Raw genomic sequence first — 18,334 nt, 5'->3', positions numbered from 1 at the left:
TGTCCGCGTAAATGCAGACACACCATTTTCTCATACGAACAAATCCATGACGTAATGTCGTTTCAACTGATCGTGCAAGTACTGATTGCGATATGAACGCAAGCAAGTATAACAACTTGTATCCGCATCACACGTACAATGTTGAATACTGTCTTTAACGTGGTCCATAATTTCAGGCAGTCGTTCACTGACAGCACGGACGAAGCCGGCACCACCCGGAACGTCATCGTATAGAATCAAATCATACGTACCCGTGGCAGACACGTAATGAATGACGCCACCTAAGCTATCTTCACTGATTTGAAGCACATAACTCGCAGATCGAATCAATGCGTACAAGAGAGAATGGGCTTGGTTTGATTCGTACAGAAAGCTACCGTTATTGAAGTTGAAGCTCACCCGTAAAATGTCCGTCGTAAATTGATGCCCTAATGAGATTGGGGCATTTCGAACAGTAAGTCGCTTTTTAGAGGAGCACTTATGTCCAAGTGGAGACGTGTGAGTGCGTTTATGGTCCACATGTGCTCCGCATGATTCGCACACAAAGTATTGCTGTCCTTTGTTGTCGTTGACGATGGATAGGTTCCCATAGTGAGAATATAGGTAATCTAGTTCGTAGCCATTGCCTTCGACGTGTAAAGGCTGGATTGAATCCTCAGCGTGGTCTGCGAAAAAGACACGTGAGCCATACGCTTTGTCTGGCCGGCGTTCCGTGCTCAATTCTTTCGCTTTTCCATAGAAGCCGAACTTCGGAATCGCATAATATTTGACTCTTAAAGGGTCCTTGCATTTGTCACAAGGGATTTCGGTTTCATCATTAACGCCATACTTTCCGACATACGTGTACTTGTTGCAGCTCTTGCAGTAAGTGTAGTGGTGAATCGGCAATTGTTTTCCTTCAATCAATTTTAAACCGGTTGATTCGATCAACATGCCGTTCGCGACCAATTTACTTCCTGGCGCATATTCCGATACGGCTAATTTCAAATCTCGTTGAAGTTTCAAGTTAGAGCGATTTGATTTGTCCATTAGCTTCATTTCGACCGTATCGACTGGGAAGCCGTATTTTGGTAAGAATCCTTTACTGGATAGATAGCCAATTAGAGAATCATCTTTAAGCGTCTTGATCATTTTGGCATACGTATCGCCTAAGCCTAAGTCTTTCGTTTTTTCAGCATGGATCTCCATCAAACTCTTTAAGTCAGTTTCATATTGGAGTGCCGCAGTATAAAACGCTTCATCTTCATTTTTTACAACTTCAATCCATCGCCAATCCTCTAACCCAAATACGGAATAGAGCGTACTCGGGACGATCGAAAAGAGCTGTTGTTTTAAGTAAGCCGGGTGCGAGCCTAACCATTGAATGAACTGTTCAGGTCCTTTCTCAGTAGACTCGTTAAAGCGATAAAACGTCTGACAGTTCCCGTAAAATTCACGACGCTCTTTAAAGAACAGAGCCAAAGCTGTGGCGTGAATATGGCGGCGAATAATTTTTTCGTTTTCTAATGAGAAGATTGGTGCTTTGACGTTACCCGCAATCATGTCTTTTGGATTTTCGAAGTAAGTGAGGTCATGTGATTTTTTCTGTGCGAACGTTAACGCAAAAGCAGCAGCGGAAGAACTTCGTCCGGCCCGCCCGGCCCGTTGGATGTAGTTACTTGTTTTCGGCGGAACGTTTCGCATAAACACGGACTCTAAACTTCCGACGTCGATGCCCATCTCGAACGTCGTTGAACAGGACAGTACATTGATTTCACGACGAATAAACTCATTTTGATATTGTTGGCCGAGTCGATTGGAGAGTTGGGCGGTATGCTCTTTTACCACCATATCGATTGGAAGCAAGTCGCGATACATCTCCCGATAATGTTGTCCGCGTTCTAGCTCTTCCACACGTACTTCTTTTAGTTGACCATCGCAGTTACGGGTCTTACAGATGCCAGCATCATGCGTATGAACCGTCTTGCAAAGCGAGCATTCATATACCGTTTGAGGTCGATACGCTTTGAAATGTGAGGCTTGTAGCGACCAAAGCTCTGACCGATTGTGTTCAGGCGGTGAGTGATCAAACAGATCATTAAGCGGAGATGACGGGTGTGTGAGTAGTTTTGTGAATAAGTCATTTAGTTTGCGCTTTACGTCCTCGGTAATATACGGAACTCCATGTTTCGAGTAATAACGTTCAAACAATTGTAAAAAGACGTTTGTCCGTTCGGGGACAAAGTTTTTTACATAGTTCGTAGGATAGCCACCCGTTGCTACAATCCCATACTCATATTGTTTAGGGGCGAGAATGAGATGTTTGCGATTCAAATCTTCAGAGATGCTCACGATGGCCTGCAAGCGCAAATAATAGAAGACTGTCATTAAAAAGGCCCAGGCGTGTTCGTGTTTGATTTCAAAGTTTTTACTGATTAACTGTTCTAGTCTGGCTTTTTTGTCAGGTGGAAGAGATAATTCAAACCCAATCATTCCAAGATTCTCGAGTGAAAAATCGTCGTCACTTAAAATGAACTCTCGGAATAGACGTAACTTCACTTCTTGCTCGACATCTAATTCATCAAATCGATGAATTGAACGAGAACCTGGAAGATTGATGACGATATTTTTCCACTCTTCAATCGAGATTAGCCCTTCACGATTTTCGATGGCACGCCAAAAGTAAGAACGCCACAAGTAATTTCGATACGTACGATCTAAGAACGGCGCAAAGAAAGCGGCATCTTGCCTGGAGTCCGAAAAGACAATTAAGTTTTGTTTTTCATACGTGAGTTGTTCTTCTGCAGTCTCTGTTGCTTCTTCGTCATCAAACCAACTATCTTTTATCTGTTTTTGATTTTCCTGACGCTTCGGATTGCCAATGACCAATTCTTGATATAGCTGTGCAGCCAGAGCGGAAGTCACACCATCTGCCCCGGTATAAAATGGTCGAATTGCATCGGTACGAAGAGAGGTAAGACCGCAGGATAAACAGATTGGTTTTTCTTCTTGTAGATTAATGGTTTGAATCTTTTGTAAGGGTAGACGGCAGTCACAAGGTTCATGTTGCTCCCCCGGGAATTTAGTAGCTCCACAACTAGGGCACCACTCTTTAACAGACACTTTCGTCTCTTCTTCGTCCTCTAAATCAGAAGTAATCATTTTTTCGTCTGTAGAAAGACGGAATAAAATATTTGGAGCCTCACCATCACTACTCTTCGAATGAATGTGACCGGCGTGAGGCGAGTGACCGTAACCATGTATTTCTCCGCACCGTCGACAAACGCCAATTTCATAAATCGGATGACCGTCTTCAGACTGTTGTTTTGGGAACAGATGCAATTTTTTTGTCGGATAGAATTCTAAATATGCACCCTCTAACGCGCGGAAGAACGTATGATACTTAGCTGGAAGTAACTTCGGACGAGTATCATCTTTCACTAACGTAGCGACGTCAATCAATTGAATCAAATACTCAAGCGCCTGCTCGTGGGCCTCATCAGGAAAGATGTCATTGGCCAAATCAGATAGTAAGTGTACGTCGCTCAAGCTTCTGCGTAAACGATGCAAGCGCCGATCGTGTGCCAATAACTCGTAAATTAGAGATTTCGGAAAACCTTCATATGATTTAAGGTAGTTGTACTCGGTGATGTCAGGAGATTCGTCCTGTTCATAACAACGTTTCAAGTAGCTATAAACGGTCGGGTCAGGTAGTTCAATTGCTGCGTATAATTCATCATAATCAATGCGTTCTGATGTAATAAGCTGGCCTGATTCTAGACTGAACGGCTGGCCAAACAATTTTTCAGCAAACGACATCACATCTCGTTTGGCTTGTTCAGAAGAGCCTAGTGTAGCCGACGTAGCGATGAATTGAAGGGGTGTTTGTTGTTCGACTTCGGTCCGGAGACGTCGAAGCAACATAGCGACTTCCGCCCCGGTCGCGCCGTCATACGTATGGGCTTCATCGAGTACAACAAAGCGCCAATGGTCTCGGTAGTGCCCAGAAAACAAAGCATTATCTTCAGGGCGCATCATCAAATATTCAAGCATGGCATAGTTCGTTAACAAGATATGTGGTGGATTGCGACGGATTTCTTCTCGAGATAATCGTTCGTTCGGCAACGGATTTTTACGATGTTGGTTATAGAATGATTTCCGAGCATCTTGTGTCTTCTCGATCGTCTCCCCAGTAAATCGACCGAATGTAATGTCCGGAGTATCCTTTAACAATTCACGCAGGCGGTCGAGCTGATCATTGGCGAGGGCGTTCATTGGATAGAGTAATAAGGCTCTCACGCCATCGTTTAACTGTCCGTTGTCACGTTGTGTTAGAAGGTGGTTGAAAATCGGAAGAATAAAACTTTCTGTTTTACCCGAACCCGTTCCGGTCGCAACTACAAAAGATTGCCCGTTTTTTGCGGTTCGAATCGCTCGTTCCTGATGGAGATATAGACGAAAGTTGTCCTCACCTGGCAGAAAGCGGGTAATGTCGGGGTGGACGGTCCCGTCATCTACTAAGTCAGCAATTTGCCGACCTGGTTTGTAAGGGAGTGTTGCTTCAAGATAAGGTCCTTTTAAAAACTGTTTGTCGTGTCTTAAACCGTCAATAAATTGCTGATTGAGGTCGCCATCGTTGATCTTAAAATAAGAAGTCAGGTAGTCCATGTATCTGTCTTGCAGACGAGCGGTTGCTTGAATCGGGTGAATACTCATAGCTGCTTGTCCTCCCATGCTGTGACGAAATGATAACTGTTATGACATACATCTTTAATCGACAATGCGGGAATTTGATTGAGCCTTTTATAGATTTTCAACTTTCCTTTAACACTTAAATTTGGCTTTGTGCCTAGTGCCAGGAGTTTCGTCTGTGCCGAAACATATAAGAAAGTAGGATATTGATTTAATTCAATTTTTGGTGGGAACGTTCGTTTTGACAACAACTCTTGGACACGAAGTGGAATATCCTTTTGTCGTTCAGTCAGTTTAGACTCAATCCAACTTAACTGTGTTTGGGCATCCTGTTTGTAGGCCATTAATTGAGTTGGATTTTGGTAAAATTCGTCTGCTAAATATCTTTTGCAACTATCAATGACGTTATATCCCAAAGGATGATCATTTTGTGAATAGGCTATTCTAAATTGCTGTCGCAACTGTTGACGATTCGCAGGATTTAAAGATGCAAATGTTTGAAGGTGACCAAACTCCGAATGAATTAGTGGGTGAAGTCCAGTCTTTTCGTAAAAATACTTCTGATATTCATATTTCCATAAATACACTCCAAACAATGTCACCCAGCGTTCCCAAGAGACTCTCTCTGCGTCAAACCGAGTGAGTAAGATTTCAATCAAATCAGGAGAGCGAAGTACCTTTTCAATGAGTAATGGATTAGCGACCGATTCAAGCGCTCGTAAATAAGCAGCCCCATATTGGTTTAACTTATCGATAAACGTTCCCCAAGTCGTCTTATCCAATGAATCGATAAACAGATAAACTTCGATATGATCTAGTTTTTGACTTAGCTTCGGAAATAGGATTTCTGTGTCATCATCGAACCAGCTTGTCTCCTCTTGTTTCATCCCATTTACAATGACTCGAGAATCAGGAAATGGATGAAGCAGTTTATAGGTTTTGCCTTGTTCGAATGTAAAAATATGAGGTTCGTTTTCTAAGGAGTAGGGATGAAAGATTTTAAAGCTAATCTCATATGGTAGCGCATGTGATAAATGAACCGTATACGATTCGTCCATAGATAAGAGTGAGTGGAGCTCATCGGTAAATTGGCCAATCAATTCTGTCTGGCCATTTATACTTAACGTAATCTGTCCAGATTGAAAACGACTGATGACATGCTGACAAATTGAAAGAGAGACCAAATTTGATTTTCGATTACGTTTTAATGGGATAGGAACATGTTCCTCCTGCATTTGATTTCTAACAATCAAATGTGCATGGATTGATTCATTGGATTGAAAGCGAGTCGTTACCCGAATCAGAATTGATTGTATTTCTTCTTGTGTAAAGGTTTGATGTCGGCCTTCGGAAGAGATGATTTCATATTCGTAAAAAGTCTTGCTAAAAGACGTTGTGTACAATGGGTGACCCACAATTGTTAACGTTAACGGGAAGGAGTCATTCACCTCGTGGAGTGGAATTGTTACTTTTTGTTGATGAGGTGCATATGATTTCTGATCAACGCGTACACGTTGCAAATGTCTTGACTCGAATTGGATTGAACCTTGACTCATCTTGTAAAAGAAGTCTTGTGGTAATAGAGTGAAATGAAATTTGTAGGTGTCATTTCGTTCAGTGTTTCGAAGTTTCAGCGTGACGTCTTCGAGTAAATTTCGATGGAGTTTAAGAGCTCGGATATCGAGCAATAAATCATCTTCATCTTGACGAAATGCACCATTGAAATCTTCTAACCCGAAAACATTGTCTTTTACTTCTACTTTCCAATGAAGCAAGTCATGAATATCTAGATCGTGAAATCTTAGAGACGGAAAATCGGTATAATGGCTTCGATCGGAATAAAAGAGCGGTCGGGTGTCAATTGTAACTTCGGCGCGTGGTGATGTGACGAGTTGCCGATAAATCGTTTGATCCGGAGTATGGAAATAAAGTTCAACGTCTTCATTTAGTTGTAATTTTTTGTACTCATATTCATGCCATTTCGGATTTGAGATAGGATGATAGGAGTCGTTTGTAGAGTAACTGCTTGGTTTAACGATAATTATTTCTGTCCCTGGAGTCACATATTTTCCTCGGAGCAGCTCCCATTGTTCACTTTGATCTTTCTGTTTAAAGACCATAGGGTAAGTAGAGGGTAATTCATAAACCTCATCTTCTCCGTCAATCGTGATGCAAGCCGTAGTGATGTTTGGAGGAAAATCCACGATTGAATCATGCGGATGGAATCGAATGGCGTGTGGTAACACTTCACGACTACACTGGACCGTGGTATCACCAATTCGCCAATAAGCTGACTTGGCATCTTCTCGATAAATCTTAGGAAGCTTAATGCGAGGACGGGATGCGAGCTCGTCCCAAAAAATGAATTGCCGACGGGAGCGCCGCTGTTGGTCTTTCTTCACAATTGCTTGTATGATTTGCAGATTGTTACGCATAAAAGGTGGGAACGATTGAATTTTTCGTTGTTCCATAAAGAACTCTTTAAGACGCAATAAGGGTTCTGGGTTATTGATGCTCTGTTCAATGTATAGTTTTACGGGCTTATTTAGCTGTTCGTTCCAGGGCCATTCATTTTGTGTGACTTGTTTGATTGCACTTGGAAGCTGTCTTCGATCTTCAATCACATGGCTTATAAAATGGTTATAGATATTCTCAAGCGCGTACACAGAAGTGATACCTGAATGAATCAAAGCGGTTAGATAATATTTAGAATTGCCTTCCACTGCTCGGAATATTTTTTGATGCATTAAAGTTTGATACATTGTGTTTTTCCAGTAGATTACGAAGCTGTCGCTGATTGAGTAAAAGTCACTGAACAGTGTCCAAAATCCTCTGTCTTCTTGATGCAGAGCAATCATCGACGTTCCAATCAAGCAGGTGAGTGGATAGAGCCGCCAAAGGCGCTCTGTAACAAGAGCGGCAGAGGAATGACGCTGATGAGTCATTTGATCTTTTAACCAATCTTGGACCGCTGTAATCTCTTCGTTTTTGAGCGGAAGTTCATGGACAAAATGCAAATCATGTTCTTTCCAATAAGTTGACCATTCTTTTTCTTTAAAAGATACATTGAATTCAACCATGATTTCATCCTCCTCTCACCAGAAAAGTATTAAACGAATTTTTATTTTATATTCTATATTTGTATGAATATTCCCTTTATTGTAAATGAAAAAAGACTTATTCTCTTAAGCAGAAAATAAGTTTGAATGGTGTTTGATTTACTAATTTAAAGCATTTTCTAAGTAGTAAGAGTCGCTGTCGACATTTCTTTTTTCAGGGTACTTTTTGTAGTACAATTCTGCAATTGAATAGCGAGAATAACCTGGTAAATATTCGAATGTTTTTTGGTTCTCATCCCAATTTACAATCGAAAGTCCTTCTTTTTCTAATACTTTAATTCGGAAGATCTCCATTCGATAGTTTCCCCGGGCCACAGCATTAATATAGTCTGCTAATTCATCTTTGGGACGAAGATTTAAATCAAGAATTGTTTGATAATACCCCAGCATTGATTCATCGTATCCATTCACCCAACTGTATTCTCCTGAGGCGAAATCCACCGAAACAATATCTTTTAGTGAGACTCCTAAATCTTGTGCAAATGCGAGTAAGGCTTCTTCTGGAATAGCAGTCACATCACTTCGTTCTTCAGAAGTTTCAGTGGGAGGTGTCTGAACATAAGACTGTTCTTCGTTAGCAATGACTTCAGATTCAGATTCAAAGATTAGTTCGACGGATTTAGTTAGGTTTAGAACAACGATTACACTAATCCCGACAACAATTACTAACACAGCTAACACTTGTGCATAATTTTTCTTCATAGTTTCCCTCTTTGCATGTCAGACATGGAATGAATCGTGTTTATGTAAAAGGATGACCGCTCTTTCGAACGGTCATAAGTCAACTTACTGATTGTTCAACCGTATTGGCTCAATCCCCATCTCATCAAGCAACGTCCATAACGGTTCCATCGCTTGATCGGCATCGCGGTAGAAATGGCGACCACGGACGCGCCAGAATGTCCAACCGGCCCGTTCGAGTACTTTCTGGCGGAACATGTCTTGTTCATACACATCAGGTCCATGCCAGCGTTCGCCGTCACATTCGATCGCCAGACGGTTCGATTCGCCTTCGACGACGAGGTCGATGCGATAGCCGTTCACTTGTACCTGCGGACGGACGAGATAGCCGCGGTTCGTCAAACGCTTATACACTTCCTCTTCAAATGGAGAGTCGAACAAGTGCTGGACCGCTTCGAGCGATTCTTGATCGCCGAGCGGGTTTTGACAATAGTTGACGAGTTTATAGCGCATGCAGTTCTGGTTGCCAATGTCTTGCAGTGTCACGGAATGGAACAAAATCATCTGATCCCGAGCCCGACTCGCCGCGACGTTGAAGCGCTGGCTGTCGGTCTCTTTTGTGAGTGCCGCAAAACGACGGTTCGGTGCAACGACGAGTGACAGCAACATGACGTCGCGCTCATCGCCTTGGAACGTATAGGCGTCACCAAAACGGACGTTATGTTCAATCAACTGATCGATGCCGATCAAATCAGTCGCCATCCGCTCAATCTGTTCAGTCTGCACTTTCCCAAGAAGCGAGATCACCCCGAACGTACGCTTCGCATAACGTGGATCGTCAATCAATTGTTTCAAGTGGTCGACGAGCGCTTTCGCTTCCGGGACGTTGAACTTGTCTTTCGTCGTTTCGGCGACGTTACCATTTTCGACAAAGACGCTCTGTACCGCCGGTGTCAATCGTTCGGCCCGTTGTGGCAGACGGAGTGGAACGATGCGTCCTTCATACACATGGGCGTTACTGAAGCCAATGATTTCCGGTACACAGCGGAAGTGTTCACGAAGCCCGACCGTCGCGCTGAACTTGACCGAGGCGAGGTCATACAGGCTTGATGAGCCATCAAACAGTGTCATCGTCGTGTCGTTTCCGAAGTATGTCTTTTTCTTCTCTTGGATTGCATTTTGGTCTTGGAACGTCGTCGGACTGATTTGGCGGTCATCTCCGACGATGATGGCTTTTCGAGCCCGAGATAGGAGCGAGATCGCGTCCATCGTGCTTTGTGAGCTCTCATCAAAGATGATGACGTCAAACAACTCATCGATCTCTTTGAATGATTCGAGGACTCGGTTCACCGGCATGATCCATACCGGGATGGCGTCTTGGGCCGCGGCCATTTGTCGAGCTGCGTCGCGTTTATGACGTGCCGCGTGTTTCCCGGTGCCTTTCCCGATCTGGCGAATCAACTTCGCCCAACTGTTCAAGCGCTCTTGTTTCGACGGTGTCATCCGTGTGAGCTGTTCTTTCCACGCATACGTCGCACACAAGTCCGCCGTCGCTTTTCCTTCCTCTTTCTCCAGCTGCTTCATTTTCTCCCGATAATCATCGTCACTGAGTGCTTCGAGTAGCGTCAAGACGCGGGCGACTTTCCAGTCGAGTTCGAACGTCTGGAGTTGAAGCGTCGGGGCCGTCCCGTCGTAAAAAGCGTTCAACCAACCTGGCGCGACTTGTTTTAGTCGCTCAATTAATCCTTTCAACCGAGTCGCTTTCGCGTTTTGCTGTTCGAGCGATACTAGCTCTTCACGTAATTGTACATAGCGTGAAGCATCCCATGACTGTATCGCTTTCTTTAGGCGTAGTGCCACCGGATGAATATGCGTTGTACGGATTAGTGAAAGATACGATGTTTGTGTCGTCTGTAATGTTTTCAACGCATCGAGTGTGAGCGAAGCATCGAGTTCTTGTTTCGCTTGCGACAACCAGTTCTTCTCATAGCGGAAGCGTTCATTATATACGTGAAGCACTGGGGACAATGATTCGTTATACGTGACGAATACAGCTTTCCATTCACGCAGCGCATGAAGTGCTGTTCGATATGATGAAAATTCAGGTGTTTCGAGTTCGAGCTCAAAATGCTCACATGCATATTTGAAGCGACGCGATAACGTTGTCAAAGATGTCTTCAATTCATCGAATTGCTTCAAAAGTTGAAGGTCGGCACTCGATTGTGGAGCCTTTCCGTCAATTTTTGTTTCATCGAGTAAGGCGGAATACTTTTTACGTTTCGTCAGTTTGAAGAAAAAGCCGTCGATCTTCCCTTCATCTAGAAGCGGACCGAGTTCGTCAGCAAGTGTCCACAGGTCATTCGGTAAGGTAGCCGGAAGTTCGATGTCGTGGACGGAGAGTGTACGTTCCAGTGTCTCAAGCGCTTTGACATCCTGTTCGAACGTTTGGCAGTCTTCTTCACACTGGATTTTGTCGCTCTGGTGCGTCGACCAATAGCTGTAACGTTGTTTCATCCAATCGGGTTGATGGTCAAAAGATTCAAGCAGTGACTGAACGTGATTCTGTGTCTCTCGGCGAAGTTCCGAAGGCTTTTCCTGTAGCCATGCGGCGGCGGCATTCGCTTTTTCGAGAGTAGAGAGCTCTTCGTATTGCTTACTTTCAGTGATAAACGTTTCGACAGATGGCAACGTATTAGTGGTTGGATAAGTCGTGACGTCTGCCCCATGATCTAATACGTCTCGCTCTGCCATAAGTTGATACAAGTCGGATAATTCTTCTGAAGTCAGTGGACATGTATCTTCAAGAACAGGGAGTGGGAGTTGCATCGTGACTTTCTGCTCACTCGTCCATTTTGCCCAATCGGTTGGCGTCCGTGATTCGGTCATATAGCTCAAATTCGTATGTTCACTTGCGGCTTGTTCAATCATTTTACGGCGTAATCGGGCGATTTCCTCGCGCGTGTCATAGAGCTTTTGTTGTTTTTGCTTACCTTGTGTATCAAGTTCAGTAGCGGTCGTACGGTTCAAGTAAGACGCGATTTCTTGGAGCGAGCTCTCTGTCTGCTTCGTCGTCTTCGAATCGGATCCGAGTACGGAGACGGCGAGTTGACGGATTTGTTCTGGCAACTTGTCTCGCAAGACGTGAAGCGCGTGTTCTTTCTCACTCGTGACGAGGACGCGCTTCCCGTGGGCGAGCAAGTGCGAAATCAAGTTGGAGATGGTGTGACTTTTCCCGGTTCCCGGAGGCCCTTGGACGACGACACCCGCATGGTTGCTCAACTGACTCAAAATCCGTTTCTGCTCTTCGTTATATGGGAGTGGGAAGAGGATCTCTTCACCGACAGGTTTCCATACTTCTCGGTCTAATTCGTCAAGCGCATGAATCTCTTCGTCATTTGACGTCAAAAACTGTTGCAGAGCAGGCGAAGGGGACATCCCATCTTCGATGAGTGTCGCCAAGTTCTCGTGCTCCTCGACCCACGCGTGGGCTGATTTCTTCCGAACGAATAATCGCATGCCTGACATCGCATAAACGGTAGCGATGTCACCGTAAGCATGATCATCGCTTAATAGCTTCAAAACGCGCTGCGACTGTTGTTCAAGATCAGTTTCGGTCCACGGTTTAAAATCGAATGCCAACTCTTCTTTGAAGTCGACCTCGTAACGTGACAATTCGGCTGACATCCAGACGTGATCGCGGTCGAGCATATCGAGCTCGAGCTTCGTTGGTAACGCCGACGCCTCGATGCGGAAGATGCTTTTTTGTTGATCGAATTCCAATACGGCCGCCCGTGTGAACAATGGGCGCTCTACGCTATCTTTTGGCCAGTGCAACATCCCGAACGAATAGATGAGCTCGTATGTATCACTCTCAGTCGAGAGAAGTTGCAAGGTCCGATACATCGTGTCATATAGTTGACGGGCAGATTCATGCTCCGCCTTTTCCTTCGCCCAAACGTCAAGCGATTCTAAAAAGTCGTTGAAGACGGAATCGAGCTTCTCCGGGAAAAGATCAGTACGTTTGTACGTATCATCGTCTTGAAGGACGTAGGCGAAAAGTTCTCGTGGCAAGCTCGGACGCTTTTTGGCAAACGGCGCAAGAAAATGAACTTCGATCGATAACTCGTCTTCCTGTTGCACGTGCACGTTTGGATAGGTGAGCGCTGCGGGAGACAAGAGTAAATCGTAATTTTTGGTGGTGGTTTCTGTTCGTATATCCATTCGTTTGACGGCTGCTAAAAATTTAAACAAATCAGCTGTCTTTTTTTGGGTTGATTGCATCATGGTGAGATCCTTCTTTCTTTCAAAAACAATGGTGTGATGGTCGTCTCATTCCAAACATAGGGAATGTTTCCCGTGTTTTTAGGAATCAACTAACATTATAACGCCCATATATACATAACGGGAGATGAAAATTGTGCTAGGTGATAATTACTTCTAACTTAAACGTGAGGATTTACCTAATTTCACGAAATCCTAGCACCTAATGACTTTTAAATTTGGTAAAATGAGGATATCAAACTACCAGGGGTGCAAGGGATGAAGGCAGTATTAGATAATGAACAACGTCGACTCGATGAGTTTTGTCTGGTCATCGAATCGCATTTGCATGGCAAACCACATGGCGACAAGCCAGGACTTGAATCAAGCGACTATGAAATGATTGATATGCGGGGGCACTCACGTCGTTCGGAGAATGCACAGGAAAGGCAACAATACGAAGATGCATTGAACGAGCTGTATTCCTTCACATTTGTGGTTGAGGACGAAGGCGAAGAAGAGACGTATCCGGTTGGTAAATTCGGGGTGGCCCATCCGCGCTCGCCTGAGATTCCACTCGTCCTTGATTGGCGGAGTGAAATGGCGATGCGTGCCTCTATGTTCAATGGGGAGACGATTGAGATGCCGGGCGGTGACATCATCGGGATGACGCAGCTCGAACTTGACCGGAAACAACGACGCGTCGTGCAGGCGAGTCATCGTCGTGACACAAAACGACGTCCTGCGTCACTGACGAAACGGTTTACGGATCAAATCAAGGCGACGTTTAAAAAGCCTTCGCCTGTAACAGATGTGCCACAAGAGAACTTCATGGAGCGGGAACTGACAAAGAAACAAAAAGATCGCTCGATCGACGGGTTCATCGCGACGCGCCAAGCCGAACAGAACCATATCATCCAAGCACCGGCCAATACATATATGATTGTCCAAGGGGCGGCCGGGACCGGGAAATCGTTGACGGCGTTGCACCGGATGTCTTACTTACAGTATCAAGATGAACGTCGGAAGATGCTCTATTTAGCTCCTAATGAGGCGACGATTCATCAACTGTTGAAGGACGCGGAACACTTACAAATTCAATCGGTGTCAACGATGGCATTTGATGAATGGTTAAAGACGGTGTCCTCCAAAGACTTTTCAGCGAGTATCGTTCACGAACTTCTTCCGTTATACCAAGGACGAGATTTATTCGAATGGGCTGAAGCGGCGATCGAAGAATGGTACGAGGACGTCGCTGTATTGCTTAGACGATACGAACCAATTAAAGGTTTAGAGGAATTACATGAACGGGCACTGGCTATTTGGTTCGGCCAAGAACGTCCTGGACGTGCACAAACGGAACGGATTTTACAAATGATCCGCAGTGAATCGGAACGAACATCTATCTTGAACAAAGAGAAGTATAAGAACGAACTGATTACGGATATGCAGAGATGGAGCGGGGATTTAGATTCGACGAAAACTCGTACGCTTGAACAATTAATGCAAGAAAATATGAAGCGGCAATTGGCCCGTGAAAAACGAGAGTATCTACAAATCGTCGACTTCTGGAAGAAGACGACGAAGCTTGAGGCTGCCACAATTTGGTCAATCATGAAACAACCAGGTCGTCTCGTTTATCTCAAAAAAACGCAACCAGAAGAACTATTGGAAATGTGGCATAAGTTAAAACGTCCGACTGAGCTCGACCGCTCCTTCTGGATGTATCTTCATTATGAGACGAACGGATACCCAGACAAATGGAGTCATCTCTTTGTCGATGAGGGACAGACGCTTCGACCGCTCGACATTTTCGTGCTCGAGAAGTTGTGCTATGGAATGACGGTGTTTGGCGATACGCTTCAAAGCTACCGGTCGCTTGAGCTGGAATCATGGGAAGCGATTCAAACGCATGGACGATCGAATTGGACGATTGAGTACTTAACAAAAACGTTCCGTACTGCGAAGCCAATCGTCAAAGTGGCAAAAGATATTTTACATGATGCAGGACATGATACGTCGTGGATTGATCCGTTCGAACGAGCAGGAACACCAATCACTTACTTGCGCACGAAAAAGAGCAATGAATTAAAAAACGTACTTCGTAATTGGCAGAATGAGGGTCTATCGATTTGTATTATCACACCGACGATGGAGCGAGCTACATTCCTCCATTCTAAACTACAACTTGAGACTCAATTGATTCGTTCAGAGACGACGAAGGTCGACGATAAAATCATTATTTCGACGATTGACTATCTTCGTGGAATGGAATTTGATGCTGTACTTTTACTAGATGTGAATGAAAATACCTACCCGGAAGAAGCAAAAGAAGCTAGAAGATTATATGTTTCGTTAACTCGGGCATTGCATGAAGTGGTTATTCATACGACGGATGAATTTTCACCATTGTTAAGTGATCAACGACAACGTCTTGTTATTAATCGTTAATGAGGTGGTCTGTAAAACAAAAGGAAGGAGGAAACCCAAATGAACTAAATACAACGATTGATGGAGAAAGTGATTGAATTCCGCGATGAGCGCGAGTGGGCGTTCCACCCTAATCCGAAAGACTTGTCGTTGTTGTTATTGCTTGAGACGAGCGAACTGTTGGAGTTGTTCCAATAGGTGTCGAGCGAAGAAGCGCTTGAGACGAAGAAAGTAAAGATGGAAAAAGAACTTGCAGATGCGATAATTTATACGTTGACGTTCGCACATGTGCGGGCAATGAAATATCATAGGCGATTGAGAACAAGCTTGTAAAGAATGCGGTGAAGCAACTAGTTTAACAACCTCAATCTAGAATCATTATTTTTTCCACCAAGCCTTCCATCGTGAAGGCTTTTTCTTGTTTTCCAATAACGGAGCTAATTGTTTTGCCATCGCATCGGCGATTTGTTTACCGGTTCGGGAGGCAGATTGATTGTCCCAAACCGTTTGAATCGAGAATCCAACGAACTGTTCAAGTAACTCGCTGTTTAACGTTAAGCTGTTCCCACCACTTTGCACGAGTACACCACCAGGTAAAAACGTCTTAGCCTCTGTCCGATCGTGATGTGTTTTAAATGCAGATTCGTATACAATAATTTCATTTTCATTTTTCGGGTTGACGCAGATGTGATCAGCCTTCGACATAAGTGTCATTGCCCACAGTGTCTTCCCTCTGTGATTGACGATATCGTAATTTGTAAGGAATCCATTTTCGGTCGCATATGTTTTCAGCTCAGGAGATAGTGTGAATAGTACTTCTTTTGATAGCGCCAAATAGTCCGCTTTGAGTCGCTCAATATCTTCTAGTGAAATTCGGTCGAGACGTTTTGCCAACATATCTAGAAAAAATAGAGGGAACAGCGGATCAAGGTTGTTCATAAGTTGGTACACGTCAAACGGTTGGTCTTTCGATTCGCGATACTTAGAATCGATTGGGATCATTAAGATGCGACGAAGGAGTTGGGGTTTGGCGAGTGCGCCTGAAATATTTGAAGTGGTGATTAAAATCGGAAAGATTCCTGTACGATCGTTCGACCAAGACTTTACATTGTTTTCACCGCTCGTAGTTGTAAAAAAATTGTTCGGTACTTCATCAATGATGAGTGGGTTAACCCAGTCAGAGTGGAGATAGCCGTCAATGTAGTCGTTAGCAATCCGAGAACTCGTTTTTTTTCCTTTTGGGGCATTCTTTAACATGGAAAAGGTGGGGAGAGAAGGATAGTCATATAGGGTCGAAAAGTACTCACGCACGAGCGTCGTTTTTCCTGTTTGTCCATCACCGACAATATTCATCACGACAGGAACATCTTCTTTTGGGAGATGATGTTCTGTGTAGATTTCACGGATTTTCCAAATGAGCGGAGAGGTCAACAAATATACGATTCCAGTGAAAACTTGATGACGCTCATCACTGAATTTATTTTGATCATAGCTTTCAATCATATCGATAATTCCTTCAGCGGAAGGGAGTTCTTTGTCTCGAACTAAATCTTGCAAGTAGTCTTCACCGATGATGAAATCATGCACGTCAAAATCGAATTGCCACAGAGATTGTTTCGATACGTCATAACTTGATAATCGTTCATCGACTGCAAGATGAACTTGTTTTCGAATTTCTTCGACTTTAATTTTTTTACGTCGTCCTGTTTTCGTTAAAACGAGCGGTAAGAAGGATGGCGCTGCTTTTTCTTCAAAGATGGTATCCACTTTTTGAGAGTGATGTTTTTCAATTTCTGGTTTTGCTTCTTGAACGAGTGTCTGTGGGACTGTGACATCCGTTATAAACGACTCGATTACTTCTTCGGGATTGTTTAACACTGAATCTAATGAAGAAGGATCGATGTAATCAATCGTGTCTTTTTTGATTTCTGACCACATCTGATCCATTTGTTGATAAAACGGATCACTTGTATGACCCGTCCAAATAAAGAGCATCTCATGGTTTCTCCCTTGAAGCGCAGAAATTGTTAAATTGGCACTGCTAGATAAAATTTTATAATGACTGTCTTTTTCTAAAATATAGGTCTTATGATGAATTGGAATGGAGTGAGCCAGAAATATTTCTAAACGCTCATCAAACAGCGCATTGAACGTCTCTGGTGTTAGTAAGCGAATATCTTCAATACGTTTTAAAATATCGAGGAGGTGGTTGATAAGTTGAAAAGATGTTCCTGGGAATCCATGAATGATTTGAACCTTTTTAAAGGACGCCATTAAATCGTTGATAATCTCGAATGAAGTAACATAAGTGATGGCACGAAATGAGTCGTATCCGCGAATTTCGTCTTCAAACGTTGTCTCAATAAATCGTTCTTCGTCTGTATTATAGTAACGAATCATTGTTTTCACCTCCGTATGTAAATATTCCCGATTCTAACTCATAACAGTCCTAGGATGAAGAGGAATGTATAAGATCTGCTTTTTGTTTACCTCCCGTCTTCGTACATAAGATAATAAAGAAAAAGATTGATAGGGGAGGGAACACACATGGAAATTGACCAGGTCCTGCGATTCCAGCATCGGAACGACTTTCGAAAATGGCTAGAATCACATCAAGACGAACAATCGTTTTGCTGGGTCATCCTCAGTCGGAAGGGGAGCAGCGATGGACTATTGTATTTAGACGCGGTGGAAGAAGCGTTATGTTTCGGATGGATTGATGGGATTGCGAAAAAGACGGCAGCTGGGGAATTAGCGCAGCGCTTTTCACCAAGACGAAAACGAAGCAACTGGACCGAGTTGAATAAAGAACGCGTACGCAGACTACAACGATTGGGGTTAATGACAGAGAGCGGGATGCGTGTTCTGCCTGATATGCGACGTGAGTCGTTTGTCATTGATGAGGAAATCATAGCGCGATTGCAAGAAGATACACAGCTGTATCGACACTTTAACGGCTTTCCCGAACTGTATCGCCGCATCCGCACCGATACGATACAAAGTGTTCGTCAAGATCGCGATTTGTATGTGAAACGGCTTGATAAGTTCATTGAGAAAACGAAAGCGAACGAGATGTACGGACAGTGGAATGATAATGGACGTTTATTAGATGACAGGTTTAATACATGATCAAACTTCTAGGATTGTTGTTATCCATCATTCTCGCTTACTGG

7 protein-coding genes are annotated in these 18,334 nt (G+C 43.8%); 2 read left to right on the top strand and 5 right to left on the bottom strand.

Translation table 11 applies throughout. From position 1 onward, the window contains the following. Positions 1-30: 30 nt before the first annotated feature. The 4 genes from EVJ20_RS13025 to EVJ20_RS13010 form a co-directional block, all read right to left on the bottom strand. Complete coding sequence (locus EVJ20_RS13025; protein WP_161568115.1) at positions 31-4,695, bottom strand: DEAD/DEAH box helicase; 4,665 nt, start codon at positions 4,693-4,695, stop codon at positions 31-33. Next, entirely contained in the window at positions 4,692-7,751 is a 3,060-nt protein-coding gene (locus tag EVJ20_RS13020; RefSeq protein ID WP_131508455.1) for a hypothetical protein, read from the bottom strand. The genes EVJ20_RS13025 and EVJ20_RS13020 overlap by 4 nt, the downstream gene beginning before the upstream one ends. A gap of 141 nt (positions 7,752-7,892) precedes the next feature. Further along, the gene (locus EVJ20_RS13015) at positions 7,893-8,492 is read right to left on the bottom strand and encodes a hypothetical protein (protein WP_131508453.1); all 600 of its coding nucleotides are present in this window, start codon (positions 8,490-8,492) and stop codon (positions 7,893-7,895) included. Positions 8,493-8,576: 84 nt separating this feature from the next. Beyond that, a complete protein-coding gene (locus EVJ20_RS13010; protein ID WP_131508451.1) occupies positions 8,577-12,755 on the bottom strand; it encodes an AAA domain-containing protein in 4,179 nt (1,392 codons plus the stop codon). 255 nt (positions 12,756-13,010) lie between these two features. Here EVJ20_RS13010 and EVJ20_RS13005 point away from each other — a divergent pair, with 255 nt between their 5' ends. Then, positions 13,011-15,182: a 3'-5' exonuclease gene (locus EVJ20_RS13005; protein WP_131508449.1), complete on the top strand. Its 2,172-nt coding sequence runs from the start codon at positions 13,011-13,013 to the stop codon at positions 15,180-15,182. Positions 15,183-15,539: 357 nt separating this feature from the next. Here the strand turns inward: EVJ20_RS13005 and EVJ20_RS12995 are convergent, their stop codons facing one another. Continuing rightward, positions 15,540-17,561: a phospholipase D family protein gene (locus EVJ20_RS12995; RefSeq protein WP_131508447.1), complete on the bottom strand. Its 2,022-nt coding sequence runs from the start codon at positions 17,559-17,561 to the stop codon at positions 15,540-15,542. A 147-nt stretch (positions 17,562-17,708) separates the two neighbouring features. On the opposite strand from EVJ20_RS12995, the gene EVJ20_RS12990 reads away from it, so the two are divergent. Next, on the top strand, positions 17,709-18,290 hold the full coding sequence (locus EVJ20_RS12990; protein ID WP_131508445.1) for a YdeI/OmpD-associated family protein: 582 nt from the start codon (positions 17,709-17,711) through the stop codon (positions 18,288-18,290). Positions 18,291-18,334: the final 44 nt, after the last annotated feature.

The organism is Exiguobacterium sp. SH0S1 (assembly GCF_004337165.1).
GTDB lineage: Bacteria > Bacillota > Bacilli > Exiguobacteriales > Exiguobacteriaceae > Exiguobacterium > Exiguobacterium aurantiacum_A.
Note: the sequence above shows the minus strand (reverse complement) of the source record. Positions and strands in the feature narration are given on the sequence as shown.